Source organism: Rhodococcus sp. BE178 (genome assembly GCF_050433545.1).
Taxonomy (GTDB): domain Bacteria; phylum Actinomycetota; class Actinomycetes; order Mycobacteriales; family Mycobacteriaceae; genus Prescottella.
Map to the genome: position 1 here is coordinate 459,269 of NZ_JBNPXA010000001.1, position 25,567 is coordinate 484,835.

General features: G+C 68.9%; 27 protein-coding genes. 9 read left to right on the top strand and 18 right to left on the bottom strand.

Annotated elements, in window-relative coordinates; genetic code table 11:
* Nucleotides 1–2: 2 nt before the first annotated feature.
* The 3 genes from ctaD to pta form a co-directional block, all read right to left on the bottom strand.
* The gene (ctaD, locus tag J2X34_RS02185) at nucleotides 3–1,772 is read right to left on the bottom strand and encodes an aa3-type cytochrome oxidase subunit I (protein ID WP_429516017.1); all 1,770 of its coding nucleotides are present in this window, start codon (nucleotides 1,770–1,772) and stop codon (nucleotides 3–5) included.
* Nucleotides 1,773–1,858: 86 nt separating this feature from the next.
* Entirely contained in the window at nucleotides 1,859–3,049 is a 1,191-nt protein-coding gene (locus J2X34_RS02190) for an acetate kinase (RefSeq protein ID WP_174912878.1), read from the bottom strand.
* Nucleotides 3,046–5,127, bottom strand: a complete 2,082-nt coding sequence (gene pta, locus J2X34_RS02195; protein WP_429516018.1) for a phosphate acetyltransferase — start codon at nucleotides 5,125–5,127, stop codon at nucleotides 3,046–3,048. Before pta ends, J2X34_RS02190 begins: the two co-directional genes overlap by 4 nt.
* A 39-nt stretch (nucleotides 5,128–5,166) precedes the next feature.
* Between pta and J2X34_RS02200 the strand changes: the two genes are divergently transcribed.
* Nucleotides 5,167–5,676, top strand: coding sequence for a nitroreductase/quinone reductase family protein (locus tag J2X34_RS02200; protein ID WP_114721710.1), 510 nt, complete (start codon nucleotides 5,167–5,169; stop codon nucleotides 5,674–5,676).
* Between the two features lie 75 nt (nucleotides 5,677–5,751).
* On the opposite strand, the gene J2X34_RS02205 is transcribed toward J2X34_RS02200, so the two are convergent.
* The 4 genes from J2X34_RS02205 to J2X34_RS02220 all read right to left on the bottom strand — a co-directional run bounded on the left by J2X34_RS02205 (nucleotide 5,752) and on the right by J2X34_RS02220 (nucleotide 8,702).
* The gene (locus J2X34_RS02205) at nucleotides 5,752–6,354 is read right to left on the bottom strand and encodes a suppressor of fused domain protein (RefSeq protein ID WP_114721708.1); all 603 of its coding nucleotides are present in this window, start codon (nucleotides 6,352–6,354) and stop codon (nucleotides 5,752–5,754) included.
* A 48-nt stretch (nucleotides 6,355–6,402) separates the two neighbouring features.
* On the bottom strand, nucleotides 6,403–7,416 hold the full coding sequence (fgd, locus tag J2X34_RS02210; RefSeq protein WP_429516019.1) for a glucose-6-phosphate dehydrogenase (coenzyme-F420): 1,014 nt from the start codon (nucleotides 7,414–7,416) through the stop codon (nucleotides 6,403–6,405).
* A 75-nt stretch (nucleotides 7,417–7,491) separates the two neighbouring features.
* A complete protein-coding gene (locus tag J2X34_RS02215) occupies nucleotides 7,492–7,977 on the bottom strand; it encodes an RDD family protein (protein WP_114721704.1) in 486 nt (161 codons plus the stop codon).
* Nucleotides 7,974–8,702 carry a hypothetical protein gene (locus tag J2X34_RS02220; RefSeq protein ID WP_114721702.1) on the bottom strand — a complete coding sequence of 243 codons (729 nt, stop codon included), beginning with the start codon at nucleotides 8,700–8,702 and terminating at the stop codon, nucleotides 7,974–7,976. The genes J2X34_RS02215 and J2X34_RS02220 overlap by 4 nt, the downstream gene beginning before the upstream one ends.
* 152 nt (nucleotides 8,703–8,854) lie before the next feature.
* On the opposite strand from J2X34_RS02220, the gene J2X34_RS02225 reads away from it, so the two are divergent.
* Both J2X34_RS02225 and J2X34_RS02230 read left to right on the top strand, forming a co-directional pair.
* Nucleotides 8,855–9,859: an alpha/beta hydrolase gene (locus tag J2X34_RS02225; RefSeq protein ID WP_429516020.1), complete on the top strand. Its 1,005-nt coding sequence runs from the start codon at nucleotides 8,855–8,857 to the stop codon at nucleotides 9,857–9,859.
* Nucleotides 9,856–10,671, top strand: a complete 816-nt coding sequence (locus J2X34_RS02230) for an HAD-IIA family hydrolase (RefSeq protein WP_114721828.1) — start codon at nucleotides 9,856–9,858, stop codon at nucleotides 10,669–10,671. The genes J2X34_RS02225 and J2X34_RS02230 overlap by 4 nt, the downstream gene beginning before the upstream one ends.
* Before the next feature lie 11 nt (nucleotides 10,672–10,682).
* Here the strand turns inward: J2X34_RS02230 and J2X34_RS02235 are convergent, their stop codons facing one another.
* The 5 genes from J2X34_RS02235 to J2X34_RS02255 all read right to left on the bottom strand — a co-directional run bounded on the left by J2X34_RS02235 (nucleotide 10,683) and on the right by J2X34_RS02255 (nucleotide 15,564).
* A complete protein-coding gene (locus J2X34_RS02235) occupies nucleotides 10,683–11,825 on the bottom strand; it encodes a serine hydrolase domain-containing protein (protein ID WP_181818765.1) in 1,143 nt (380 codons plus the stop codon).
* Between the two features lie 143 nt (nucleotides 11,826–11,968).
* Nucleotides 11,969–13,318, bottom strand: coding sequence for a bifunctional adenosylcobinamide kinase/adenosylcobinamide-phosphate guanylyltransferase (locus tag J2X34_RS02240; protein ID WP_429516175.1), 1,350 nt, complete (start codon nucleotides 13,316–13,318; stop codon nucleotides 11,969–11,971).
* Between the two features lie 92 nt (nucleotides 13,319–13,410).
* Nucleotides 13,411–14,634 (bottom strand): O-succinylhomoserine sulfhydrylase, encoded by a 1,224-nt coding sequence (locus J2X34_RS02245; protein ID WP_174912897.1) that lies wholly within the window; start codon nucleotides 14,632–14,634, stop codon nucleotides 13,411–13,413.
* On the bottom strand, nucleotides 14,631–15,062 hold the full coding sequence (locus J2X34_RS02250; protein ID WP_114721696.1) for a rhodanese-like domain-containing protein: 432 nt from the start codon (nucleotides 15,060–15,062) through the stop codon (nucleotides 14,631–14,633). The genes J2X34_RS02245 and J2X34_RS02250 overlap by 4 nt, the downstream gene beginning before the upstream one ends.
* Nucleotides 15,063–15,141: 79 nt before the next feature.
* Nucleotides 15,142–15,564, bottom strand: a complete 423-nt coding sequence (locus tag J2X34_RS02255; protein WP_114721694.1) for a hypothetical protein — start codon at nucleotides 15,562–15,564, stop codon at nucleotides 15,142–15,144.
* A gap of 312 nt (nucleotides 15,565–15,876) precedes the next feature.
* Between J2X34_RS02255 and J2X34_RS02260 the strand changes: the two genes are divergently transcribed.
* Both J2X34_RS02260 and J2X34_RS02265 read left to right on the top strand, forming a co-directional pair.
* Nucleotides 15,877–17,256: an FAD-dependent oxidoreductase gene (locus tag J2X34_RS02260; protein ID WP_114721692.1), complete on the top strand. Its 1,380-nt coding sequence runs from the start codon at nucleotides 15,877–15,879 to the stop codon at nucleotides 17,254–17,256.
* An 89-nt stretch (nucleotides 17,257–17,345) separates the two neighbouring features.
* Nucleotides 17,346–18,104, top strand: coding sequence for an amidohydrolase family protein (locus J2X34_RS02265; protein WP_429516021.1), 759 nt, complete (start codon nucleotides 17,346–17,348; stop codon nucleotides 18,102–18,104).
* 23 nt (nucleotides 18,105–18,127) lie between these two features.
* Here the strand turns inward: J2X34_RS02265 and J2X34_RS02270 are convergent, their stop codons facing one another.
* Both J2X34_RS02270 and J2X34_RS02275 read right to left on the bottom strand, forming a co-directional pair.
* Nucleotides 18,128–18,838 (bottom strand): GAP family protein, encoded by a 711-nt coding sequence (locus J2X34_RS02270; protein WP_429516022.1) that lies wholly within the window; start codon nucleotides 18,836–18,838, stop codon nucleotides 18,128–18,130.
* Nucleotides 18,828–18,989 (bottom strand): hypothetical protein, encoded by a 162-nt coding sequence (locus tag J2X34_RS02275; protein WP_429516023.1) that lies wholly within the window; start codon nucleotides 18,987–18,989, stop codon nucleotides 18,828–18,830. The genes J2X34_RS02270 and J2X34_RS02275 overlap by 11 nt, the downstream gene beginning before the upstream one ends.
* Before the next feature lie 130 nt (nucleotides 18,990–19,119).
* On the opposite strand from J2X34_RS02275, the gene J2X34_RS02280 reads away from it, so the two are divergent.
* Entirely contained in the window at nucleotides 19,120–20,358 is a 1,239-nt protein-coding gene (locus J2X34_RS02280; protein WP_429516024.1) for a sensor histidine kinase, read from the top strand.
* On the top strand, nucleotides 20,355–21,011 hold the full coding sequence (locus J2X34_RS02285) for a response regulator (RefSeq protein ID WP_114721684.1): 657 nt from the start codon (nucleotides 20,355–20,357) through the stop codon (nucleotides 21,009–21,011). The genes J2X34_RS02280 and J2X34_RS02285 overlap by 4 nt, the downstream gene beginning before the upstream one ends.
* A gap of 17 nt (nucleotides 21,012–21,028) precedes the next feature.
* Here J2X34_RS02285 and J2X34_RS02290 read toward each other — a convergent pair whose 3' ends face one another.
* Nucleotides 21,029–21,511 carry a DUF456 domain-containing protein gene (locus tag J2X34_RS02290; RefSeq protein ID WP_429516025.1) on the bottom strand — a complete coding sequence of 161 codons (483 nt, stop codon included), beginning with the start codon at nucleotides 21,509–21,511 and terminating at the stop codon, nucleotides 21,029–21,031.
* Nucleotide 21,512: 1 nt separating this feature from the next.
* Nucleotides 21,513–22,727: a formate-dependent phosphoribosylglycinamide formyltransferase gene (purT, locus tag J2X34_RS02295; protein WP_114721680.1), complete on the bottom strand. Its 1,215-nt coding sequence runs from the start codon at nucleotides 22,725–22,727 to the stop codon at nucleotides 21,513–21,515.
* Nucleotides 22,728–22,768: 41 nt separating this feature from the next.
* Between purT and J2X34_RS02300 the strand changes: the two genes are divergently transcribed.
* On the top strand, nucleotides 22,769–23,194 hold the full coding sequence (locus J2X34_RS02300; RefSeq protein ID WP_114721678.1) for a hypothetical protein: 426 nt from the start codon (nucleotides 22,769–22,771) through the stop codon (nucleotides 23,192–23,194).
* Here the strand turns inward: J2X34_RS02300 and J2X34_RS02305 are convergent.
* Nucleotides 23,191–23,907 carry an alpha/beta fold hydrolase gene (locus J2X34_RS02305; protein WP_114721676.1) on the bottom strand — a complete coding sequence of 239 codons (717 nt, stop codon included), beginning with the start codon at nucleotides 23,905–23,907 and terminating at the stop codon, nucleotides 23,191–23,193. The genes J2X34_RS02300 and J2X34_RS02305 overlap by 4 nt on opposite strands.
* A 4-nt stretch (nucleotides 23,908–23,911) precedes the next feature.
* Entirely contained in the window at nucleotides 23,912–24,292 is a 381-nt protein-coding gene (locus tag J2X34_RS02310) for a VOC family protein (protein WP_114721674.1), read from the bottom strand.
* Nucleotides 24,293–24,422: 130 nt separating this feature from the next.
* On the opposite strand from J2X34_RS02310, the gene J2X34_RS02315 reads away from it, so the two are divergent.
* Nucleotides 24,423–25,523, top strand: a complete 1,101-nt coding sequence (locus J2X34_RS02315) for a CaiB/BaiF CoA transferase family protein (RefSeq protein WP_174912921.1) — start codon at nucleotides 24,423–24,425, stop codon at nucleotides 25,521–25,523.
* Nucleotides 25,524–25,567: the final 44 nt, after the last annotated feature.

The window sequence follows — 25,567 nt, forward strand, 5'->3', positions numbered from 1 at the left end:
CGTCAGACCCTCGCCTCGTGCTGCAGTTCGGCGACCGTGTCCGCGTTCTTGTCCTTGCCGTGCCCCAGTCCCACGTGGGCCTCGTCGCGCATGCGGTCGACCATGTGCGGGTAGTGCAGCTCGAACGCCGGACGCTCCGAACGGATCCGGGGCAGCTCGGTGAAGTTGTGGCGCGGCGGCGGGCAGGTGGTGGCCCACTCGAGCGAGTTGCCGTAGCCCCACGGGTCGTCGACGGTGACTATCTGCCCGTAGCGGTAGCTCTTGAAGACGTTCCACAGGAACGGCAGCGTCGAGGCACCGAGGATGAACGAGCCGACCGTCGAGATCGTGTTCAGCGTGGTGAAGCCGTCGGTGGGCAGGTAGTCCGCGTAGCGACGCGGCATGCCCGACGCACCGAGCCAGTGCTGGACCAGGAAGGTGAGGTGAAAGCCGACCAGCGTGGTCCAGAAGTGCCACTTCGCGAGGCGCTCGTCCATCATGCGGCCGGTCATCTTCGGGAACCAGAAGTAGATGCCGGCATAGGTCGCGAACACGATGGTGCCGAAGAGCACGTAGTGGAAGTGCGCGACGACGAAATACGTGTCGGTGACGTGGAAGTCGAGCGGCGGGCTCGCCAGCAGGACGCCCGACAGGCCGCCGAAGAGGAAGGTCACGAGGAAGCCGACCGAGAACAGCATCGGCGACTCGAACGTGAGCTGTCCACGCCACATGGTGCCGATCCAGTTGAAGAACTTCACACCGGTCGGGACCGCGATGAGGAACGTCATGAAGGAGAAGAACGGCAGCAGCACCGCACCGGTGGCGTACATGTGGTGCGCCCACACCGCGATCGACAGGGCCGCGATGCCCATGGTCGCGTACACCAGGCCGCTGTAACCGAAGATCGGCTTACGCGAGAAGACCGGGAAGATCTCCGAGACGATGCCGAAGAACGGCAGCGCGATCACGTACACCTCGGGGTGACCGAAGAACCAGAACAGGTGCTGCCACAACATCACTCCGCCGGTCGCCGGGTCGAACAGGTGCGCACCGAGGTGACGATCCACCCACAGACCGATCAGCGCGGCAGCGAGCAGCGGGAACACCAGCAGGATCAGCAGCGACGTGATGAGGATGTTCCACGTGAAGATCGGCATCCGGAACATGGTCATACCGGGGGCACGCAGGCACACGATGGTGGTGATGAAGTTGACGCCACCGAGGATGGTGCCGACACCACCGAGCGCCAATCCGATGATCCACAGGTCCGCGCCGACCCCCGGTGTGTGCACCGCATTCGACAGCGGCACGTAGGCCGTCCAGCCGAAGTCGGCGGCACCACCCGGGGTGATGAAACCGGCCGTCGCGATCAGGCCACCGAACAGGTAGAACCAGTAGCTCAGCGCGTTCAGGCGCGGGAAGCTGACATCCGGCGCGCCGATCTGCAGCGGAACGATGTAGTTGGCGAAGCCGAACACGACCGGGGTCGCGTACAGCAGCAGCATGATCGTGCCGTGCATCGTGAACAGCTGGTTGAACTGCTCGTTCGACAGGAACTGCAGACCCGGGATCGCCAACTCGCTCCGCATCAGCAGCGCCATGAGGCCACCGATGAGGAAGAACGCGAACGCGGTGACGAGGTACATGATCCCGAGCACCTTGGGATCGGTGGTCGTGATCATCTTGTAGATGAACGACCCCTTGGAACCTGTTGCCGCACGACCTGCCGTCGTCGGCCGCGACGGTGTCAGCGTGCGTGGTGGAGCTGTGTCGATCTCGGGGTTGGCAACCATACCGGACATAGTCGGACGTCCGAGGGTTCCGCCACGAGGGTCGAAGGTCCCGACAGTTCCCGCCGACGGACACCGATCTTCCCGATTCAGGTCAACGCGATCGCCTTCCGTGCAATCGCGAGCTCCTCGTTGGTGGGAACGACGAGCACCTCGACCGAGGAACCCTCTGTGCTGATGCGGCGCTCGCCCCGATCGGGCGACTGGTTGAGGGTCTCGTCGACCACGATACCGAGACGGTCGAGACCCGCAAGGGCGTCGCGCCGGACGTCGACGTTGTTCTCCCCCACCCCACCGGTGAACGTGATGACGTCGACGCCGCCGAGTTCGACGAGGTACGCGCCGATGTAGCGGCGCAGCCGGTGCACGTACACGTCGTAGGCGAGCTTCGCGGCCCCGTCCCCGTCGGCGACGAGCCCCAGCAACGCGCGAAAGTCGTTCACACCGCACAGGCCCTTGAGCCCCGAGTGCCGGTTGAGCAGGTCGTCGATCTCGTCCACCTTCATCCCGGCGTTGCGGGCCAGATGCAGGATGACGCCGGGATCCAGGTCGCCGCTGCGGGTGCCCATCACCAGACCCTCGAGCGGTGTCATGCCCATCGACGTGTCGATCGCACGCCCTCCGCGGATCGCGGACGCCGACGCCCCGTTGCCGAGGTGCAGGACGATCTGGTTCAGCTCCGCGTCGTCGCGGCCGACGAACGCCGCCGCCCGCCCGCTCACGTACTCGTGCGAGGTTCCGTGGAACCCGTAGCGCCTCACTCGATTCGCGCGCGCCACCTCCGCGTCGATCGCATACGTCGCGGCCGCGTCGGGCAGCGTGTGGAAGAACGCGGTATCGAACACCGCGACGTGCGGGACGTCCGGCAACAGCTTGCGCGCCACCTCGATCCCGACCACGTTCGGCGGATTGTGCAGCGGCGCGAGGGGCGACAGCCGCCGCAACTCCTTCAGAACCGCGTCGTCGATCAGGACGGGCTCGTGGAACACCGCGCCGCCGTGGACCACCCGGTGACCGACGGCGACGATGCCGCGCTCGCGCAGCGGCGGGCCGGTCTCGGCGATCACCTCTTCGGCAGCGCGCAGGCCCGCCGCATGATCTGGAATGTAGAGCACGCGTTCGATCACGCCGCCCGGGTGGCGGTAGACGATCCGTCCCACCGGCTCCCCGATCCGCTCCACCAGACCCGAGCCCACAGCATCACCCGCCACCGGGTGGACCAGTTGGAACTTGATCGACGACGACCCCGAATTGATCACCAGCACAATACGTTCGGTCACGACGACACCCCCTGCGCCTGGATCGCCGTGATCGCGACGGTGTTGACGATGTCCTGGACCAGCGCGCCGCGGGACAGATCGTTCACCGGCTTGTTCAGACCCTGCAGGACCGGCCCCACCGCGACGGCGCCCGCGCTGCGTTGCACCGCCTTGTACGTGTTGTTGCCGGTGTTGAGGTCCGGGAAGACGAACACCGTGGCCCGGCCCGCCACCGCCGAACCGGGCAGCTTCGCGCTCGCGACCGTGGGCTCCACCGCGGCGTCGTACTGAATGGGGCCTTCCACCGGCAGGTCGGGGCGCCGCTCGCGCACTAGGGCGGTCGCGGTACGCACCTTGTCCACGCCGATGCCCGTACCGGATTCTCCCGTCGAATACGACAGCATCGCGACGCGCGACTCGATCCCGAATCGGGCGGCCGTGTCGGCCGACGAGATCGCGATGTCGGCCAGCTGCTCGGCTGTCGGATCCGGCACCACCGCGCAGTCCCCGTACGCCAGGACCCGGTCCGACAGGCACATCAGGAACACGCTCGACACAGTCGACACCCCTGGCTGGGTCTTGATGATCTCGAGCGACGGCCGAATCGTGTGCGCCGTCGTGTGCGCCGCACCGGACACCATCCCGTCGGCAATCCCCTTGTGCACCATCATCGTTCCGAAGTACGAGATGTCGGCCATGATCTCCCGGGCCCGTTCGATCGTCATGCCGCGGTGCGCCCGCAGCCGGGCGTACTCGGCCGCGAACGCGGAGACGTACTCGGAAGTGTGCGGGTCCAGGACGGTGGCCGACGACAGGTCCACACCCAGCTCGGCGGCCCGCCCACGCACCTTCGCCTCGTCACCGAGGATCGTCAGATCCACCACCTGCCGGCGCAGCAGCCTGCCCGCGGCGCGCAGGATCCGATCGTCGTCGCCCTCGGGCAGAACGATGTGCTTGCGGTCGGCACGAGCGCGGTCGATCAACTGGTACTCGAACATCTGCGGGGTCATCACCGATGGGATCTCGAGCTTCAGGAGATCCGTCAGGGTCCGCGAGTCCACCCGCCGCTCCATCAGGCTCAGTGCGGTGTCGACCTTGCGCAGCGAGGCGACCCCGACCCGGCCGCGGGTCTGCGCCGCGGTGCTCGCGGTGTCGAACGTGCCCATCGTGGTGGTGAGGATCGGCAGCCGTGGGTTCAGTCCGTCGATCAGCTTCGCCACGGCGGGATGCGGCGCGATCCCGCCGTTCATGATGATTCCGGCCAGCGACGGAAACCCCTGTGCATCATGGGCATTGACGAGAGCGAGCAGCACGTCGGACCTGTCGCCCGGCGCGATGACGACGGTGCCCTCGGACAGCCGCTCGAGGATGTGCTCGGCAGTCATGCCGCCTACCATCACCCGCAGCGCCTCACGCTGTAGGAGCGCGGTGTCACCGCTGTACAGCTCGCCGTCGATGGCGTCGAGCAGTTCGGCCATCGTCGGGGCGACCAGCAGCGGAATCTCCGGCAGGCTCCACACCGGCACCCCGGCCGCGTCCGGCGCGGCCGCGTACTCCTCGAGCCGATCGGGATCGCAGCGGTTGACGACTATCGCGACGAGATGCGCGTGCTGGGTCGCCAGCTCGGCGGTGCACAGGTTCGCGAGCTGCGCCACCTCGTGCGGCGTGCGGCGGGCCCCGCGCAACGTCAGCAGCACCGGCGCCTCGAGGTTGGCCGCGATCCGCGCGTTGTAGCCGAGCTCGCTGGGGCTCGCGACGTCGGTGTAGTCGCTGCCGACGATCACGACTGCGTCGCACTGCTCGGCCACCTGGTGGTAGCGGGAGACGATCTCACTGAGGGCGCCGTCCGGGTCGGCGTGCACCTGCTCGTACGTCACGCCCAGGCACTGCTCGTAGCTCAGGTCCGCGGTGGTGTGCTCGACGAGCAGTTCGTGAATGTGGTCGGTCTCGTCGGTGCCGCGCGCGATCGGCCGGAACACCCCCACTCGCGCGGTGGACGCGCACAGCATGTGCAGCACGCCCAACGCGACCGTGGACTTCCCGGTATCGCCCTCCGGCGAGGCAATGTAGACGCTCGACACGGTGCCCGAATCAGCCATGAGCGACAGCCTAGTGACGATCGCGCATAATCGGCGCCCATGAGCGAATCGTCATTCCCGGACGTCCGGTGGGGTTCGGAGAACAGCATCCTGCGCGGGCCGGGCACCGCGTTCGCGGCGACCGGGCTGGGGTCGTGGACCATCCGCCGGCTCGCCGGGGTGGACCGTCGACTGCTCCTGCGCAGCAAGGGCCGCTACACGATCCTCGGCCCCATCGGCGCGCCGACGGTCCTGCTCAACACGGTCGGACGCAAGTCCGGGCAGCGCCGCACCAGCCCGCTGCTGTACATCCGTGACGGCGACCGTCTGGTGGTCGTGGGCAGCAACTTCGGGCAGGCGCACCACCCGGCGTGGACGTCGAACCTGCTCGCGCAGCCCGAGGCGAGCGTGACGATGGCCGGACGCGACATCCCCGTCCTCGCGGAGCAGGTCGACGGCGAGGAGAAGGACCGGCTGTACAAGCAGTTCGTCGAACTGGCCGGCGCGTACGCCGTCTACCAGGGCCGCACCGACCGGAACCTGCGGATGTTCGCCCTCACCCGCCGCTGACCGTCGCCGCCGCTGTGGCCGAATGTCACATGCGTTCAGTTGGACTGGACGTATGTGACATTCGGCCAGCGGGGGTCAGACCACCGAGGGGCGGTCGATGTCGGACACGTCGGCGCCCGCCGATTCGAGTCGTGTGAACAGTTCGTCGGCGCCCAACCGGGAGGCGAACTGCAACTCGGCGTCGGTGATCGGCACCGCCTGCAACCATGTGGTCACATCCTCGTCTCGTTCGACGAGGATCTCGAGCGCCGACCAGATGAACGGGACGACCAGCAACACGTGCCGGGTGGAACGGTCCGGATCCGCCGCATGAACGGCGTTGGGAACGATGGTGTTCGGGGTGACGTGCAATGATCCGGACGCGATCTGGAACGCGCACTGGGCGAGGACGTCGGACAGGAGCCGATAGTCGGCACGTCCGACGGTGATCAGCTCGGTGCGAATCGGGCGGCCGTCCTCGGTGGTGACGTTCGTCGGGAACCTCTCCATGTCGAGAGTCGCGTAGGACGCGTACCCCGGGGCGGGGCATCCGTCGCCGACCGCGATCGACACCTCGGGCGGTTCCTCGCCGTCTCCGTCCGGGTCCACCGCCGCCCGGAACCGCAACACCTGCGGCGGCACGCCGAATACGTCACCGATTCGGCGTGCCGCGGCCCGGACTTCCTCGCTGGCTTCCATGGGAACGAGCCTAGATGCCGGCCCCGAGCGAACCGGCGTCGGCGCCCGTCACGCCAGGGCGCGCAGGCGCGGGGCGAGGTCGCGCTCGAAGAGGTCCAGGAACCGCTTCTGGTCGTGACCGGGCGCGTGGAACACCAGGTGGTTGAGGCCGGCATCGATGTACGGCTTGATCTGCGCGACAGCCTCGTCCGGATCCGACGCCACGATCCACCGCTTGGCGACCTGCTCGATGGGCAGCGCGTCGGCGGCCGCCTCCATCTCGATCGGATCGTCGATGGAGTGCTTCTGCTCCGCCGTCAGCGACAGCGGCGCCCAGAACCGGGTGTTCTCGAGCGCGGCGTCGGCGTCGGTGTCGTACGAGATCTTGATCTCGATCATCCGGTCGATGTCCGCGAAGTTGCGGGCCGCCTTTTCGGCCCCCTCCTTCACCGCGGGGATCAGCTTCTCGGTGTACAGGTCCATGCCCTTGCCGGACGTGCAGATGAAGCCGTCGCCCGCGCGGCCCGCGTAGCGCGCCACGACGGGGCCACCGGCCGCCACGTACACCGGGATGCCGCCCTCGGGAACGTCGTAGATCGAGGCGCCCTTGGTGCTGTAGTACTCGCCCTCGAAGTCGACCCGGTCGCCGGTCCACAGGTCGCGCATCAGCTGCACCGACTCGCGCAGGCGCGCGAAACGCTCCTTGAACTCGGGCCATTCGCCCTTGAAGCCGGTCGCGATCTCGTTGAGCGCCTCACCGGTGCCGACACCGAGCATGACGCGTCCCGGGTACAGGCAGCCCATCGTCGCGAACGCCTGCGCCACGACGGCCGGGTTGTAGCGGAACGTCGGCGTCATCACCGAGGTGCCGAGCTGCAGGCGCTGGGTGCGCTCGCCGACCGCCGTCATCCAGGCGATCGAGAACGGTGCGTGGCCGCCGTTGTGCCGCCACGGCTGGAAGTGGTCGCTGACGGTGACACTGTCGAGGCCGTGTCCCTCGGCCATCACGCCCAGTTCCACCAGGTCACGCGGCCCGAACTGCTCCGCGGACGCCTTCAAACCCAACTTCAGTCCCTGTACCACCGGTTCTCCGATCGTCTACCTGATTCGATTGGGTTCGAGTATGCCCCGACCAACCGACGCGGAGTAACCCCCGTCTCAGTCGCGCAGGGCGCGGTGTTCGACGATCGTGGGGTCGGCGCGCCAGTCGTAGACCACCGACGTGCGCAGGACGATGTCCTGCAGGGAGCGGCGTCTCGGGTCGATCGCCACCCACAGCAGCCCGAACCCGAACAGCACGCACAGCACCGCGCGGGCGGCGCACCGTGGCCAGCGCACGAGGCGGCCGTTGCGGCTGACCATCCGCAGACCCATCACGACGGCCCCGACCGTTCGACCGCTCGTGGCCCAGAACGCCGTCAGGTACAGCACCGACAGCGCCAGGAACGTCGTCACCGACAGGATCGCCCGAACCTCCGGAAAGCGAAAATCCTGCGGCGAGAACAACAATCGCGCGAACATCAGGGCCAGATAGACGCCGACCAGCATGGTCAGCACGATGCCGATGTCGATCACCGCCGCCAGACCGCGGGTGACGATGCCGGCTGGGCGGTGCGGCGGATCCTCGCGGACGGTGCCGGTCACCGATCACCACCGGTGCCGGGATCCTGCACATCCGACTCGCCCCGGCCGAACAGTCGGCCGACGAAGCCCGCAACCGCGTCGTCCGCCTGCATGCCCTGACTGCGCGCACCGCGGACCGCCTCGGTCGACATCGACCCGGTCGACTCGCGGATGATCCGCGGCAGGTCGACGCCGTCGATCACGCTGTTGGACAGATCCACCAGATCGACCCGTTCGATCACCGCGTCCACGTCCACCTTCGCGGCGATCGCATCCACGTCCACCCGCGCCGCGATCGCATCCACGTCCACCCGGTCGATGATCCGGTCGATGTCGACGCGCGCGGCGACGTCGTCGACGTCGACCCGGTCCAGAATCGGCGCGATGTCCACCCGCGCTGCGATGGCGTCGACATCCACGCGGTCGACGATCCGTTCGATGTCGATGCCTTCCGCGATGGTGTCGAGGTCGACGTGGTCGCGGACGACGGCCGTGATGTCCACCTCCGCCAGCGCGGCCGCCACCACTCGGCGCACCACGACCCGCAGCACGCGGTCGGAGAGCTCGTCCGCCGCCCGCAGCGTCTCGGCGCCGCGCGACTCGAGCGCGGCCAGACCGGCCTCCAACCCGGGCACGCGGCGCGCGAGATCCAGCGTGGTGCCCGCCGCGAAGCGCAGAGCGTCGCCGAGGAATGCGACGGATCCGGCCGCGACGCGGACCGGATCGGGAGTTCGGTTGCCGTCCATACCGAACATCCAAGACCGATCGGGCGGAAAATGCACGCTCCCGGGTCCGACGCCGTCCGGAAGCGCCACCCCGGCACGACTCCCGCGGATATGCTGGCGTGAGCTTCATTCAGCCAGAAAGCAATTCAGGCCGATTCGGCCGGAGGTGCGCGATGAGAAGCTCTGGGGCGAGCGCCGGTGCACAGCACTGGTTCCTCCACTCGATCACTCTCGTCGGAGTGCTGGTGGTCTCCCTGCTCGGCGGGGCGCTCACCGCGCGGGCCGCTCCGTCGGGCGTCGCGTACGTGGCGGGGACGGTCCAGGTGAGCGACGGCGTCACCCGCATCTCGGTGTACTCGCCGTCGATGGACCGAGTGGTTTCGAGCGACGTCATCCATCCCGTCGGTGGCGGGCCGGCACCCACGTTCTACCTGCTCACGGGCATCACCGGCGGCGAGGACGGCGTCTCCTGGTACAACAACACCGACGTGACGCAGTTCTTCGCCGACAAGCACGTCAACGTGGTGCTGCCGGTGGGCGGCAAGTTCTCCATGTACACCGACTGGGCCGACGACGATCCGGTGCTGGGCCGCAACAAGTGGCAGACCTTCCTCACCCGGGAACTACCGACGGTGATCGATCGTCAGTTCGGTACCACCGGCGTCAACGCCCTCGGCGGGGTGTCGATGGCAGCGGGCCCGGTGCTCGACCTCGCGATCCAGGCACCCGACGTCTACCGCGCCGTCGGCTCGTACAGCGGGTGCGCGGGAACCAGCGACTTCAACGGGCAGGCGATGGTCCGCTCCATGGTCGAACTGCGTGGCGGCGGCAACGTCAACAACATGTGGGGTCCCGTCGGCGGGCCGCAGTGGATCGAGCACGACCCGGTGGTGCAGGCAGAAAGGTTGCGCGGCAAGGTGTTGTACCTGTCCGCCGCGTCCGGTATGCCCGGCGCCATCGACCGCCTCGACCCGCTGATCGCCATCCCGCAGGGCGTTGTGGGCGGTCTGCTGGAGTCGGTCACGATGCGCTGCACCCTGGTGATGGACGCCCGCCTGCGGTCGCTCGGGATCCCTGCGACCGTCGTCTACCGGGACGTGGGCAGCCACACCTGGGGTGTGTTCGAGGCCGAGATGCAGGACTCGTGGGCGGTGCTCGGACCGGCGATCGGGGCATGACGGATACTGGTGGTGTGAGTACCGACGAGCGGAACCCCGGTTGGACCTATCTCATGGACATGGACGGCGTGCTCGTCCACGAGGAACACATGATTCCCGGCGCCGACGCCTTCCTCGCCGAACTGCAGGAGGCGGGAACGCCGTTCATCGTCCTGACCAACAACTCGATCCGGACGCCGCGGGATCTGCGGGCACGCCTGCTGCGCAGCGGCCTGGACATCCCGGAGAAGTCGATCTGGACCTCCGCGCTGGCCACCGCGACGTTCCTGAAGAACCAGCGTCCCGGCGGAAGTGCTTACGTGGTGGGCGAATCCGGCCTCACGACGGCGCTGCACGAGATCGGCTACGTGCTCACCGACAACGACCCGGACTACGTGGTGCTCGGTGAGACCCGCACGTACTCGTTCGAGGCGATCACCACCGCGATCCGTCTCGTCGAGCGCGGCGCGCGGTTCATCGCCACCAACCCGGACGCCACCGGCCCGTCCCGCGACGGGTCGCTGCCGGCGACCGGTTCGGTCGCGGCCCTGATCACCCGCGCGACCGGCCGTGAGCCGTACTACGTGGGCAAGCCGAATCCACTGATGATGCGGTCGGCGCTGCGCGCGATCGGGGCGCACTCGGAGAACACGCTGATGATCGGCGACCGGATGGACACCGACGTCGTGTCCGGGCTCGAGGCCGGGCTGCAGACCATCCTGGTGCTCACCGGAATCTCCACCCGCGCAACCGTCGAGACGTTCCCGTACCGTCCGACACTCGTCCTCGAATCCGTGGCCGATCTGGTGGGGCGAACCGCGAACCCGTTCTGAAAGAGAATGTTTCACGCGATCGAGGCGTACGCGGCCTCGATCAGCCGGTACGCGCGACGGTCACCGGCGAAGTAGTCGCGCTTGAGGTTCGGCACGAACGCGACCGTCAGTCCGTGGTCGGGGTCGCCGAGGCCGACGGCCCCGCCCGCGCCCGGGTGACCGAACGCGGTGTCACGAGCCACCTCGGGTAGCTCGAAACTCTGCGCCGGACGCATGAAGCCGAGGCCGTACGCGCTGTCGGTGAGCAGCACCCGGTCCGGGCCGCGGACCCGTTCGCGCAGCGCGTCGTCCAGCGTCTCATGGCTCAACGACACGCCGTGCACGAGGTCGCGATAGAACCGGGCCAGCGCGCGGGCCGTCGTCACCATCCCGGCGGCCGGCCATCCGCCGCCGAGCACTGCCGGATCGTTGTACGACGCAACCGGATTCGTGGTGGCCCGGAAGATCGGCGAGCCGGGCTCGGCGTAGGCCGAGTCGATCCGTGTCTGCGTCGCGACGTCCGTCAGCGGCGACGACGGCTCCCCGCGGCGCGGGACGCTGATCCGGGCCGAGCGGGCGATCGTCCCCGCCGGCGCCCCGATCCACAGGTCGGTGCCGAACTCCTCGTGGACGAACTGTCCCACCGTCTTCCCGGTGTGCCGCCGGACCAGTTCGCCGACCAGCCACCCGAAGGTCAGGGCGTGGTAGCCGTGATCGGTGCCGGGTTCCCACTCCGGGGCCTGCCGTGCGAGCCGCTCCGCCATCGCCGCCGGCTCGGCCGCCTGTGCCACCGACACCTGTTCGTCGAACGCCGGCAGTCCGGCCTGGTGTGTGAGCAGATGTTCGACGGTGACGCCGCCCTTGCCGTTCTGCGCGAACTCCGGCCACCACTGCGCGACCGGCGCGTCCACCGTCACGTAACCGCGTTCGGTGAGCAGCAGCGCCGCCGCCGCGGTCACGGCCTTGGTGCAGGAGAACACCACGCACGGGGTGTCCCAGGCCCACGCCCGTCCGGTGCGCCGGTCCGCCACGCCGCCCCACAGGTCCACCACGGGTCGGCCGTCGGCGTAGACGGCGACCGCGGCACCCAGGTTCGTGCCGTCCGCGAAGCTGTCCTCGAAGACATCGCGGACAGCCGAGAACGCCGAATCACATTGACCCTGTACCGATGTCATGAACACCTCGAACCGGACACCCCCGCCGCGGCCCCACCTGACAGCCTAGGCCGCCGCCGACTCCCGCAGGAATGATTCGGCGTCAGCGCCCATTCCTCGAGCGCCGGCGCGGGTTCCCGTGCGCAGAGGCCCGGAGTGGGCGCTCAGCGCAGCGGTGTCGCCACGCCCGCAACCACCAGCACGACGCTCTCCGACTCACCCGCGACCGCCGAGTTCACCCGCCCCAGCAGGTCCCGGAACCGTCGACCCGCCGACGTCGGCGGCACCACACCGCTGCCCACCTCGTTGCTGACCACCACGACCGGCACCGTCACCGAACGCATCGCGTCCAGCAGATCGCTCACATCGGCATCCACCGCGGCCCAATCGCCACCCGTCCAGACGCCGTGGTGATCGAGGCGTCCGGTGAGCCAGGTGCCGAGGCAGTCCAGCAGGACGGGTTCGCGGGCGGACCGCAGCACCGCGGACGCGTCCGCCGTCTCGACGGTGGTCCACCCCGCCGGGCGTCGGGCCCGGTGCAGGGCGATCCGCTCCGCCCACTCCCGATCTCCCTCGTGCACCCCGCCGGTCGCCAGGTACGTGACCCGCGGATGCACCGTCAGCAGCGCCTCGGCGTACGTGGACTTGCCGGCGCGGGCGCCGCCGAGGACGAGGGTGCGCCGGAGCCCCGGCGTCTCGGTCACCGTCTGCGCCCCTACGGTCACCGTCGCCCCGTCGTCCACCACCCGGGCACCCCACGGCGCCAGGCGCTCCGTCAGTTCCGGGGTGGGCGGGTTGTAGTGGCTCAGGTGCACGGCCACCACGTCGGTGGCGTCGGTGATCGCGCCGGATTCGCGCAGTGCGGCCAGCGTGCGCGGGAACGTCGTCAGGTCGTGGTGTCCGGCGCAGAGGTCGGTGCGGGTCCCGAAGGTCTCCTCGAGGAACACCGCGTCGTATCCCGCATCCTGGACGGCGTCCAGCGTCGACGATGGCAGCGGCCCGGTGTCGGTGGCCCACAGCATCCGCGCGCCCTCCGGGGCGGCGACGTCGTAGAGCACGCTGTCGCCGTCACGTATCGCGGTGTGTGCGGCCTCGAGCACGCGAATCGTGTAGCCGTCCAGGTCGATTCGGTCACCGGCGGCAACCGGGACGAACCGCACCGGGTCGTCGGGGCCCACCCAGTCGCGGCACAGGTCCAGCGCCTCGGGCGGCCCGATCACGTCGAGGGGTTCGTCCCGCCGCACCCACGCGCGGAACAGCAGCGCCGCCGGACCGACATGGTCGGGGTGCGCGTGGGTGAACAGGATGTGGCGGACGCCGGCGAGGGAACGTCCGGCGTGCACCGCGGCCCGCGGGATCTCCGGTCCGCAGTCGAGCAGGATCGTGCCGTCGACGAGGGCGGCCGTCTGACCGCGGATCTCGCCGCGCGCGGCGGCGGTGCGGCAGGACGCGCACACGCAGAAGGGGTTGGGCCACCCGTCGGCGCTGCCGGTGCCCAGCAGTACGACGTCGATGACCCAACCCCTCCCGTTCGCGCTCCGGCCGAATGTCACATGCGTTCAGTCGGACCGAACGTGTGTGACATTCGGCCACTACACAGCGAGCGTCAGCGCAGTGCCTGCGCCAGATCCTCCAGCAGATCCTCGGGATCCTCCAGGCCGACCGACAGGCGCACGACGCCGTCGGACAGGCCGATCGCGGCGCGCCCCTCCGGTCCCATCGCGCGGTGCGTGGTGGTGGCCGGGTGGGTGATGAGCGACTTGGAGTCACCGAGGTTGTTGGAGATGTCGATGACCTGCAGCTTGTTCAGCAGCTCGAAGGCACGCTTCTTCCCCTCGCCCTCGGCCGAGTCCAGCTCGAACGTGACGACCGTGCCGCCACCGCTCATCTGCGACTTCGCGAGCTCGTGCTGCGGGTGCGATTCGAGGTACGGGTACTTGACCCAACGGATCGCGTCCTCGGCCTCGAGGAACTGCGCGATACGCAGGGCGCTGTCCACCGAGTGGTTCACGCGCAGCGGCATCGTCTCGAGACCCTTGAGCAGGGTGTGCGCGTTGAACGGGCTCAGCGCCGGACCGGTGTGCCGGATCAGCTGCTGCACCGGGCCGTCGATGTAGTCCTTGGGACCCAGGATCGCGCCGCCGAGGACACGCCCCTGGCCGTCGATGTGCTTGGTGCCCGAGTACACGATCACGTCGGCGCCGAGATCCAGGCTGCGCTGCAGCAGCGGGGTCGCGAAGACGTTGTCGAGCACCACCTTGGCACCGGCGGCGTGCGCCATCTCCGACACCTTGCGGACGTCCACGAGGGTCTGCATCGGGTTGGACGGCGTCTCGAAGAACACGGCCGTGGTGGGCACCGACAGCGCCTGCTCCCACTGGTCGAGGTCCTCGCCGTCGACGAACACGGTCTCCACGCCCCAGCGGGGCAGGATCTCGTTGCACACCACGAAGCACGAGCCGAACAGGCTGCGTGCGGCCACCAGCCGGTCGCCCTTGCCGAGCAGCGCGGCCAGCGCGGTGAACACCGCGGACATGCCCGACGCGGTGGCGTAGCAGCCCTCGGCGCCGTCGAGCAGACGCAGCCGCTCCTCGAACATCTTCACGGTGGGGTTGCCGTAACGGGAGTACACGAAGTGGTCGACCTCGCCGGTGAACGCCTGCTCGGCCGCCTCGGCGGACTCGTAGACGAAGCCGGAGTTGAGGTAGATCGCCTCGGACGTCTCCTCGAAGCCGGACCGCATCGTGCCGCCGCGGACACCGAGGGTGGCCGGACGCACGGAGTCGGGCAACGTCTTGCGGAAGGACCCGCCCTGCGGGATGGCGCTCACGACTGCCTCCACGGCAGGCCCACGGCGCGCCAGCCGGTGGTGCCGCGACGGTTGTCGGACCCGAGCCCGCCCTCGAACCCGTCGAGCACGTTGTACGACGGTCCGATACCGACGGCGGTCGCGGCCTCGGCCGCACCGATGGAGCGTTGCCCGGAGCGACACAGGAAAATCACCGGACGCGCTGCTTCCGCGTCGGCGCCACCGACGATGCCCGCCTCGACCAACTGGTCGACGAAGGACTCGTTGCGCGCACCCGTGGGATAGCTCACCCATTCGATGAGCACGGTCCGGCGGTCGATCGACGACGTGTCGGGCAACCCGACGTATCGCCATTCGGCGTCGGTCCGCACATCCACGAGCACGGCTTCCGGATGCTCGCGCAGCAGCTCCCAGGCTTGCTGCGGCGTTATGTCACCTGCGTAGCTCACCGTCCCAGCTTTCCACAGTGCCCGGTGGGGCGTAGCACGCGGAGGGTCGAGAACGCGAGAACTGTGCAGGTGCGGCGGGTCAGTTACAGACGAGCCAGATGCCGTCGCCGTGGACGAACTGCCACGTCGAGGTGGCGGCGCCCTTGCCGTCGCCCGCGTCGATCCGAACGTCCGCGGTGGCGGCGGTGCCGTTCACGGCCGCATTGGTGACTTCTTCGATCTTGATCTCGCCCTCACGGCCGGCGATCGGGGAGCGTTCCTCGGCAAATCCCTGGCACACCATGTGGTCGATCGCGTCCGCATCGTCGTTGTTGCTCGCGCGGACGAAATCACTGACGGACGCGTTGATCCGATCGGCATCGGATCGACTCTCCTCGGCCGGTCGCAGCAGCGCGGAGACGATAATTCCGATCATCAAGATCGCCACTATTGACACGGCGAGAATGAAGGGCTTCGCCGTCGTGCGCGAGGGGTCGTCGAGGGGCTCCTGCTGATCGGTCATACCTGCGATTTTCCCCTGACTGCCCGGGTCCTCTCCAACCGGGTCGCGAACAGTCCAAGGCACAATCGCTGTTTGTGACCTCCCAAACAACGGCGTACTACCCGGGGGTAGAACACACCGGGAGTATCGGGTGCGGTCGCCGTGCGAGTTCTAGCATGAAGGCGGGGGACGGTGGGTTCGGGGGAATCCACCGCCCGCGACAGTCCGACAGCACCGCGTGTTAGGTAGGGCTTAGTTTAAGCTGGAGCTTCACACACGGCTGTCGCACAACCACCAGCACGTCCGTCCAATCGAAAAGGTAGTTCGCCTCAGATGACTGACCAGACTCGTCCACTGCGCGTGGCCATCGTCGGTGCCGGCCCGGCCGGAATCTATGCCGCCGATGCGCTCATGAAGTCCGACACCGAGGTGAGCATCGACCTGTTCGAGCGGATGCCGGCGCCCTTCGGCCTCATCCGATACGGCGTCGCGCCGGACCACCCGCGCATCAAGGGCATCATCACCGCCCTGCACAAGGTGCTGGACAAGGACGCTGTGCGTCTGCTGGGCAACATCGACTACGGCAACGACATCACCCTCGACGATCTGCGCCGCTACTACGACGCCGTGATCTTCTCGACCGGCGCCAACGCCGACCGCGCCCTGAACATCCCGGGCATCGACCTGGAGGGCAGCTACGGCGCCGCCGACTTCGTCTCCTGGTACGACGGCCACCCGGACGTCCCGCGCACGTGGCCGCTCGAGGCCGAGAAGGTTGCCGTGCTGGGCGTCGGCAACGTCGCGCTCGACATCGCCCGCGTCCTGGCGAAGACCGGCGATGAACTGCTGCCCACCGAGATCCCCGCGAACGTGTACGAGGGCCTCAAGAACAACAAGGCCGTCGAGGTCCACGTGTTCGGCCGTCGCGGCCCGGCGCAGGCCAAGTTCACGCCGCTCGAGCTGCGCGAGCTGGACCACTCCCCCACCATCGAGGTCATCGTCGACCCCGAGGACATCGACTACGACGAGGGCTCCGAGGCTGCGCGTCGCGGCTCCAAGCAGGTCGACATGGTCGCGAACACGCTGCAGGACTGGGCCATCCGTGACCAGGGCGATCGCCCGCACAAGCTGTTCCTGCACTTCTTCGAGTCGCCGCACGAGGTTCTCGGCGAGGACGGCAAGGTCGTCGGCCTGCGCACCGAGCGCACCGAACTGGACGGCACCGGAAACGTCCGCGGTACCGGCAAGTTCAACGACTGGGACGTCCAGGCCGTGTACCGCGCCGTCGGCTACCTGTCGCAGAACATCGCCAAGCTGCCGTTCGACGAGCAGGCCGGCACCGTCCCCAACGAGGCTGGGCGTGTCCTCGCGGACGACACTGCGGACGGCGCGTCACGCTTCATGGACGCCACCTACGTCACCGGCTGGATCAAGCGTGGCCCGGTCGGCCTGATCGGCCACACCAAGGGCGACGCGAACGAGACCATCGCATGCCTGCTCGAGGACTCCCCGAACTTCGCGGGTGCCGCCGAGCCGGGCGAGGACGCGATCATCGAGTTCCTCGAGGGCAAGGGTGTTCCGTACACCACGTGGCAGGGCTGGTACCGCCTCGACGCCCACGAGCGTTCCCTCGGTGAGCCCGAGGGCCGCGAACGCGTCAAGGTCGTCGAGCGCGAGGACATGCTGCGCGCCAGCGAGCCGCACAAGGCCTGACGCACTCCGTCACCCGGCTGAAGGGGCCCTTCACGCGCCGTCAGCGCGTGAAGGGCCCCTTCAGCTGTTTCGGGAGGCATGATGAACACGTGTTTGACGCGCACGTGCACATCATCGATCCGCGGTTCCCGCTGGTGGAGAACAACGGGTATCTGCCCGATCCGTTCACGATCGACGACTACCGCCGCCGCATGGCGGGCTTCGGCGTCGACGGTGGTGCGGTGGTGACCGCGTCGTACCAGGGCACGCTCGGTGGGCCTGGCCTGCTGGCCGCGCTCGAGGAACTCGGCGAGGGCTGGGTGGGGGTCACGCACCTCGACCCCGACGCCACCGACGACGACATCCTCGCGCTCGACCGCGCCGGGGTCCGCGGGGTGCGCTTCAATCTGCGGCGCAGCGCCACCGACGTCCAGGTCCTCACGACGCAGGCCCTGCGGGCGTACGAACTGGTGGGCTGGCACGCCGAGTTCTACGTGGACGCGACGCTGCTGCTGTCGCTCGAACCGGTGTTCGCGAAGCTGCCCGCAGTCAGCATCGACCACCTGGGCATGTCGACGCGCGGGCTGCGGTACCTGCTCAACCTCGTCGACCGGGGCGCCAAGGTGAAGGCCACCGGCTTCGGGCGGACCTCGATCGACGACGTCGGCAGCGTCATCCGGCAGATCCACGCCGTCAACCCGAAGGCCCTCATGTTCGGCACCGACCTGCCCGGCACCCGTGCCCGCCGCGCGTTCGAGGCCGCCGACGTCGACGTCATCGCCGACGCCGTCGGGGACGACCTCGAGGCCGTCCTCGGCGGCAACGCGCGAGAGTGGTACCGCTGCCCGGGCGGACCTTCTCGGCAATGACCGATCCTGGGCGCGACGACGACTCATAGCGCGAACAGGGCGCTCGCGGCGTCCATCGCGAGCAGAAAGCCCGCGATTCCCAACGCCCAACCCACGGCGCTGTCCGCGTTGCGAGTGAAGAAGTCGTCGATCCGGTGCAGGACGCCGTCGGCGCGCTGCCCGACCAATATCCGCAGCCCCAGCAGGGTCACGGCCGGGACGATCATCACCAGACAGTAGGCGGCCAGCAGGGGGATCGACAGAGCAGCGGGCGCTCCCACGGAGACGATCAGCGCGATGGCCGCGAGGTAGGGGATCATCGTGACCAGCTCCAGCGTTCCCGCCGAGAGGGCCAGTGTGGTGACACCACCCGACCCGCCCGCCGAGAGGGCCCGATCGCGCCAGCGGATGACCCGACTCGACTCGCCACGTTCGCGGCGCTTCTTCGAGTCGAAGCGGAAGCTCAGCACGAACAATGCCGCGCCGACGGCCAACTGGACCGCCTTTGCCACAGGCGAATCCAACATCCGGCCTCCGACGTCGAGGCCCATCCGCCCCGCGGTAAGGAGGGCCGCGCCGATGACGAGGTAGAACACGGCGATGACGATCAGGTAGCGGACGATGCGACCGACGGGTGGGCGCCCGGGCGCGAGCAGCATCCACACCGGCAGTACCAGCGTTCCGATGCTCGTACTGTCCACGAGCGCAAGGCCTGCCAGCGACGCCAGCAGCACCACGTTCACGTCAACGGCCACTGGTGTCGGTCCTACGCGCGCTGACGACGTCGATCACCCCGACCGCCACGAGTGCTACGCCGAGCGGTCCGCCCCGGAACCAGAAGAACTCCGCGTCGCGTGCGAACAACCACAACGCCGCCCCGGCGACGATCAGGAACACTCCAAACATTGCCGCAAGTCGTAACCGCATGCCACGAATACTGCTGGCCCCCTGCGGAGTGACACATCGGCCGCCGGGCGGCTGCGACGTCATCACTTGGTATGACAGGTCCGGCTGTCCACTGTGCTGTGATGGAGTGATGGCGTATCCGTTGCAACCGTCGCGGGGCGGCCTGCGGATGCGCCGGCACGTGAACACCGCCCGGTCACGCCGCCGTGATGACATCCTGATCGCGGGCGGGATGCTCGTCATCGGGTTGGTCCTGTATGCCGTCGGCGCATTTCAACTCGGCACCGGGCCGAGCAGCACCCCCGCCGGTGTTCGGGTCGCGCTGCTCGTCGCGATCGCCGCTGCGGACACCTTCCGCAGCACGTACCCGGCCGCCGCCCTGACCGTGGGGGCGGTCCTGACCGCCATCGACCTCGCACTCGGACCCACCGTCCCCGTGTGGCTGGTTCTCTCCGATCTCGTCTACGCCGCGGTGTTGTACGGGCGGCCCCGCGTCAGCCGGGCGGTCTGCTACTCCACCGGGGCGGCGGTCGTCGTCCTCACTGCTGCCGCCTACGTCGGATGGCAGGACGGCCGTGCGGCCGCGGCGGCGGGGATCGTCCTCGCACTGTTCTTCACGACCCCCGTGTGGTGGGCGCTCGCGATCCGTCGTCACCAGGAGGTCGCGGCCGCCGAACGGGCACGGGCAGAGTCGATGCGGGCCCTCGCGGAGGCGGACCGGGCGGCCGCGGTCGCCCACGAACGGAATCGCATGGCTCGGGATCTGCACGACGTGATCGCGAGTCACCTGTCGGCGATCGCGATTCAATCGGCGGCCGCGCTGTCTCGAGGGACGACCGGGACCGATCCAACTCTCGACAACGTCCTGACCGCCATCCGGGCGGGGAGCGTCGCCGCGCTTGACGAGATGCGCTCGATGATCGATCTACTCCGCGCCGAGAGCGATCCGGATGATCCTGGCGCCCCGCTACGCCTGAGCGACCTCGACATGCTGATCGTCGGTGCGCGCGCGGCCGGAAGCGCCGTGGAAGCCAGCGTCGCGACGAATCCCGATACGTTGACCAGCGTCGTGGACCACGCCACGTACCGAATAGCGCAAGAATCGATCACCAATGCGGTCAAACATGCTCCCCGTCAGAAGATCTCGATCACGATCCAGCAGGATGCCGATGCCGTTCGGCTGCGCGTGCACAACCCGATACCACGCGGCCCGGGCGACGAGCCCTCCGCTGCGTCCGGAGGACAGGGACTGCGCAACATGACAGAACGCGCCCAGTTGCTGGGTGGCCGACTCCACGCCGGCGCGACACAGGACGGCTGGATCGTCGATTCGGTGCTGCCGCTCGAGTCACGAGGAGCGTCCGAATGAACGAGCGCGATGGACTGCCGATCCGCGTGGTGCTGGCAGACGATCACGCGGCCATCCGCGCGGGACTCGCGATGATCCTCGATGGCCAACCGGACATCGACGTGGTGGCCGAGGCGGATTCGGGTACATCGGCGGTGACCCTCGCCCGCACCCATCGCCCGGACGTCGTCCTGATGGACGTGCGGATGCCCGGCACGGACGGCATCACGGCCACGCGTGCGATTACCGACACCACCGACAGTCGGGTGGTCGTACTCACCACGTTCGACCTCGACGAGTACGTGTTCGGGGCGCTGCGCGCCGGCGCGTCGGGGTTCCTCGTGAAAACCGCGACTGCGGATGAACTGACCGCTGCGGTGCGCACGGTCGCGGCCGGAGAGTCCGTGCTGGCTCCGCGTGCTGCGTCCGCGTTGATCGACCAGTTCGTTCGAGTCCCCGCACGCCGCACCCCACCGACGGCACTCGCCGACCTGACCGACCGGGAGCTCGAGGTGCTGCGACTGCTGGGGCAGGGCCTGTCCAACGCCGGGTTATCCCGGGAACTGGGGGTGGGAGCTCCCACGATCAAGACGCACGTGTCGCGGGTACTCTGCAAGCTCGGATTGGCGTCGCGGGTCCAGGCCGCGTTGCTCGCCCGCGAACTCGACTTGTGACTGGCCCGACCGGGCGGTCAGACGAACAGCACCGCGCCCAGCCACAGGCCTACCGCGAGGAGCGCGCCGAACAGTTCGACCAGGATCGACAGTCCGACGGCCTTGGTGGCGTGCACGGTCGAGGCCCACGCGTCGCGGTGCGTGCGGTGCCGGGCCGCCTCGGCCGCGTACGTGCCGAGCAGGAACCCGAGCAGCAGTCCCACCACCGGCACCACGAAGAAGCCGACGATCCCGACCAACCCGCCGAACATCACCGAGCGGTTGGGGACGCCGGCGTCGCGCATCCGGCGTCCGGGCCACGTGTACTTGATGATCCCCGCGCCCACCATCAGCGCGGCCCCGGCCACGAAGACGCCCCACCCGGCAGCGCTGGCGTCGACGATCGCCCACACCAGCAGCGCACCGGCGATCAGCAGCGTGCCGGGCAGGATCGGCACCACGACGCCGACCAACCCGACGAGCATCACCAGGCCGAGCAGAACCTCGACCCCGGCGCTCACGTCACTCCGGCACGACGACGCGCACCCGGGACGCCGCCTCGCGGGCCCGTTCGCGGGCCGTCTCGACATCCGGCCCGGTGGACACCGCGACGCCCATGCGACGACGCGCGAACGCCTCGGGCTTGCCGAACAGGCGCAGATCGGTCTCCGGCACCGCCAGGGCGTCGGCGACGCCTTCGAACGCGACACCGACCGACTCGACGCCGCCGTAGATCACCGCGGACGCGCCGGGGGCAGCCAACGTCGTGTCGACGGGCAGGCCGAGGATCGCGCGGGCGTGCAACTCGAACTCCGAGAACCGCTGCGAGCGCAGCGTCACCAGTCCGGTGTCGTGCGGGCGGGGGCTCACCTCGGAGAAGTAGACGGCGTCGCCCTTGACGAACAGTTCGACGCCGAAGATGCCACGTCCGCCCAGCGCGGTGGTCACCTTCTCCGCGACGTCACGTGCAGCGGCGAGCGCGGCTGGGGTCATCGCCTGCGGCTGCCACGACTCGATGTAGTCGCCGGCGTCCTGCAGGTGGCCGATCGGCTCGCAGAAGTGCGTGCCGTCCACGGCGCGGACGGTGAGCTGGGTGATCTCGTAGTCGAAGTCGACGAAGCCCTCGACGATCACCCGCCCCTTGTTGACCCGTCCGCCGGAAAGCGCGTATTCCCAAGAGCTTTCGAGATCGTCCGCACTGCGCGCGACGGACTGCCCCTTGCCGGACGACGACATCACCGGCTTGATGACGCAAGGGAACCCGATCTGCTCGGCGGCGGCACGCACCTCGTCCAGCGAATCGGCGAACGCGTACGGCGACGTCGGCAGGCCCAGCTCCTCGGCGGCGAGACGGCGGATGCCTTCCCGGTTCATCGTCAGCTGCGTCGCCCGCGCGGTGGGGATGACGACGGCCAGTCCGCGCTCCTCCACCTCGGCGAGGGCCTCGGTGGCGATGGCCTCGATCTCGGGCACCACGAAGTGCGGGCGCTCGTCCTCGATGACGCGCAGCAGTTGTTCGCGGTCGCCCATGTCGACGGTGTGCGCGCGGTGCGCCACCTGGTGACCGGGGGCGTCGGCGTAGCGATCGACGGCGATCACCTCGACGCCCAGGCGCTGCAGGGCGATGATCACCTCCTTGCCGAGTTCGCCGGAGCCCAGCAGCATCACGCGGGTGGCGCTCGGGCTCAGCGGGGTACCGATCCGGGTGGGAATGTCAGCGGAAGTGTCGGGGCGCATGCGTCGGACTATATGCGGTTGCCGCAGGTCATACTGTCGCGATGGAACTCGGCCTCGACACCCGCCTGACACTGCTCGCGGCGGGGCTCATCTTCCTGCTGGCCCTGCTCCTCGGAGTGTGGAAGTACCACCAGATGCATACGTCGCCGAATCATCTCGCGCACCCGTACGTCGACATCGCGCACCGCTCGGCGCTCCTGTACTCGTTTGCGACGCTTCTCGTTTCGGCGTTCGTCGAGCTCAGCGGCTGGCCGACGGCGGCGAATGCGACGTGCGCGGGGATCCTGGTGTTCTTCTTCGTCGCGGCCATCGGCAGCTACATCGTGCACGGCGCCCGCCGCGACACCACCAACCAGTTCGAGCGCCCCGACGCGGCACTGCGTGTGGCGATGATCGCACTGGTCGTCGGCGAGATCGGCGCGTTCGCGGTGCTGCTCGCCGGGTTCGTCTCGGCGCAGATCCTCTAGCCGCGCGCCTCCACGCGGGCCAGGAAGTCCAGCACCGCGGCGTTGAACAGATCGGGTCGCTCCTCGGCGGACGCGTGGCCCGCGCCGGGGAGGACCACCAGTTCGGCACCCGGGATCGAGCGCGTGATCAGGTCGGTGTGGCGCCGGGGGATCACGTCGCGCTCCCCCACGATCACCAGCGTCGGAACGTCGATCGCGGCGAGCGCGGCCGGCGCGATGTGGGGATGCCGCACCATCAGGCCCAGCATTTCGCGTCTCCGCGCGAGGCCTCGCGACAGCGGCGCCACCAGACCGCCGAGCATCCAGGCCGCCGTCGCGGGAATCCGGAACATCGGCCCCAGTCCGGCCGGATCGAGGTTGGCGGCGTTGACGATCAGCGATCGCACCCGCGCCGGGTGCCGCAGCGCGAGCGTGAGGGCGGTGTTGCCGCCGTCGCTGTAGCCCAGGACGTGCGCACTCTCGACACCGGTCGCGTCGAGGACCGCGCACACGTCGTCGGCGAAGCGCTCGAAGTCCAGTGGGCCGTCGCCCCGGGTCGATTCACCGTGCGCGCGGGTGTCGAGCGCGAGCACACGGTAGGTCGCGGCGAACGCGGGAACCTGCCCGGCGAAATAGCCGAGGTTCTCGCTGTTGCCGTGCAACAGCACCAGCGGCTCGCCGTCTCCGTGCACCTCGTAGTGCAGCCGCGCACCCGCGGCCAGGGCGAATCCCACCGGATCAGGCCGGCGGCTGGTGGATCGAGAGCACGTTGGCGTGCGGATCGTGGAACCACGCGACCCGGGTGCCGTCGGGCGCCGTCCACGCGTCGTGCTCGTCCTGGTCCATCCCCTGGTAGCGCAGGAAGTCGACGCCTCTGGCCCGCAGGTCGTCGACCGTCGCCGACAGATCCTTCGTGCGCCACCCCAACACCGTGTACCCGGTGTCGGCCTTCGACTGGACGAGGGTGATGCGCAGTTCGGTGCCGCCACCGCCGTCGACGACGAGCGCGAACGGCGTGCGCTCGGTGACGGCCAGGCCCAGCGTGTCGACGTAGAACATCGACGAGACGTCCAGGTCGGTGCTGGCCAGGAACGCGACGAGTTCTCCGGGGAAGGCCATGCCATCCACTGTGCGCCCCGATCAGTGCCGGAGACAAGTGGCCGGTTTCCCGTGACCCGCGACACAAAGTCGCATCCGCAGGGGTTACCGTCACAGGAAATGAGGTCGACCATCCAGAAAGAGGTATGCCGTGACTGCTGCAGGGACCGAGCGTAAGGGCCCGCTGACCGGGATCCGCGTCGTCGAGTTCGCCGGAATCGGACCGGGTCCGCACGCCGCGACACTGTTGGCCGATCTGGGTGCGGACGTGGTGCGCGTGCAGCGTGCCGGGCAGATCCCGCCCGAGGGCACGGTCGGGGATCAGACCGCGCGCAACCGCCGGGTCGTCGAGGCCGACCTGAAGAACCCCACCGACGTCGAGAAGGTCCTCGACTTGCTCGGTCGCGCCGACATCCTGATCGAGGGCTTCCGCCCCGGCGTGATGGAACGCATGGGTCTCGGTCCCGACGTGGTGCTCGCGCGCTGCCCCCGCGTCGTCTACGGCCGCATGACCGGCTGGGGGCAGGACGGACCGCTCGCCCACTCCGCGGGTCACGACATCAACTACATCTCGCTGACCGGCGTCCTGCATGCGATCGGCCGCAAGGGCGAGCGTCCGGTGCCGCCGCTGAACATGGTGGGCGACTTCGGCGGTGGCTCGATGTTCCTGCTGTTCGGCATCCTCGCGGCGATCATCGAGCGGCAGACCTCGGGCAAGGGCCAGGTCGTCGATGCCGCGATGGTCGACGGCACGCTCGCGCTGTCGCACATCATCTGGAACTTCCGCCGCATCGGCATGTGGTCGGACGAGCGTGGGGTGAACATGCTCGACGGTGGCGCCCCGTACTACGACACCTACGAGACCTCCGACGGCAAGTACATGGCCGTCGGCGCGATCGAGCCGCAGTTCTATGCCGTGCTGTTGAAGGGCCTCGAACTGGATCCCGCGGAGCTGCCGGGCCAGAACGACGCCGCCCGCTGGCCCGAACTGCGCCAGATCCTCACCGACCGGTTCCTGTCGAAGTCCCGCGACGAATGGACCAAGATCTTCGACGGCACCGACGCCTGCACCACCCCGGTGCTCACGTTCGCCGAGGCCCCGCAGGATCCGCACGTCGCGGCGCGCGGCGGGATCATCGAGATCGAGGGCGTGCCGCAGCACGCCCCGGCGCCGCGCTTCTCGCGCACGCCCAACCGCACGCCCGAGCCGCCCGCCCACAGCGCGACCGACGTCGACACGCTCTGGCGCTGAGCCGCTCCACGGCAGTCTGCACGCGACGCTCGGCGGGGAGGCCC

What these genes read in the sequence shown, in the direction of transcription:
- J2X34_RS02255 (WP_114721694.1), bottom strand. Translation starts at nt 15,564, where the DNA reads ATGACCGATCAGCAGGAGCCCCTCGACGACCCCTCGCGCACGACGGCG.
- J2X34_RS02260 (WP_114721692.1), top strand. Translation starts at nt 15,877, where the DNA reads ATGACTGACCAGACTCGTCCACTGCGCGTGGCCATCGTCGGTGCCGGC.
- ctaD (WP_429516017.1), bottom strand. Translation starts at nt 1,772, where the DNA reads ATGGTTGCCAACCCCGAGATCGACACAGCTCCACCACGCACGCTGACA.
- J2X34_RS02280 (WP_429516024.1), top strand. Translation starts at nt 19,120, where the DNA reads ATGGCGTATCCGTTGCAACCGTCGCGGGGCGGCCTGCGGATGCGCCGG.
- J2X34_RS02235 (WP_181818765.1), bottom strand. Translation starts at nt 11,825, where the DNA reads ATGACATCGGTACAGGGTCAATGTGATTCGGCGTTCTCGGCTGTCCGC.
- J2X34_RS02230 (WP_114721828.1), top strand. Translation starts at nt 9,856, where the DNA reads ATGACGGATACTGGTGGTGTGAGTACCGACGAGCGGAACCCCGGTTGG.
- J2X34_RS02225 (WP_429516020.1), top strand. Translation starts at nt 8,855, where the DNA reads ATGAGAAGCTCTGGGGCGAGCGCCGGTGCACAGCACTGGTTCCTCCAC.
- J2X34_RS02205 (WP_114721708.1), bottom strand. Translation starts at nt 6,354, where the DNA reads ATGGAAGCCAGCGAGGAAGTCCGGGCCGCGGCACGCCGAATCGGTGAC.
- purT (WP_114721680.1), bottom strand. Translation starts at nt 22,727, where the DNA reads ATGCGCCCCGACACTTCCGCTGACATTCCCACCCGGATCGGTACCCCG.
- J2X34_RS02310 (WP_114721674.1), bottom strand. Translation starts at nt 24,292, where the DNA reads ATGGCCTTCCCCGGAGAACTCGTCGCGTTCCTGGCCAGCACCGACCTG.
- J2X34_RS02285 (WP_114721684.1), top strand. Translation starts at nt 20,355, where the DNA reads ATGAACGAGCGCGATGGACTGCCGATCCGCGTGGTGCTGGCAGACGAT.
- J2X34_RS02220 (WP_114721702.1), bottom strand. Translation starts at nt 8,702, where the DNA reads ATGGACGGCAACCGAACTCCCGATCCGGTCCGCGTCGCGGCCGGATCC.
- J2X34_RS02300 (WP_114721678.1), top strand. Translation starts at nt 22,769, where the DNA reads ATGGAACTCGGCCTCGACACCCGCCTGACACTGCTCGCGGCGGGGCTC.
- J2X34_RS02200 (WP_114721710.1), top strand. Translation starts at nt 5,167, where the DNA reads ATGAGCGAATCGTCATTCCCGGACGTCCGGTGGGGTTCGGAGAACAGC.
- J2X34_RS02275 (WP_429516023.1), bottom strand. Translation starts at nt 18,989, where the DNA reads ATGTTTGGAGTGTTCCTGATCGTCGCCGGGGCGGCGTTGTGGTTGTTC.
- pta (WP_429516018.1), bottom strand. Translation starts at nt 5,127, where the DNA reads ATGGCTGATTCGGGCACCGTGTCGAGCGTCTACATTGCCTCGCCGGAG.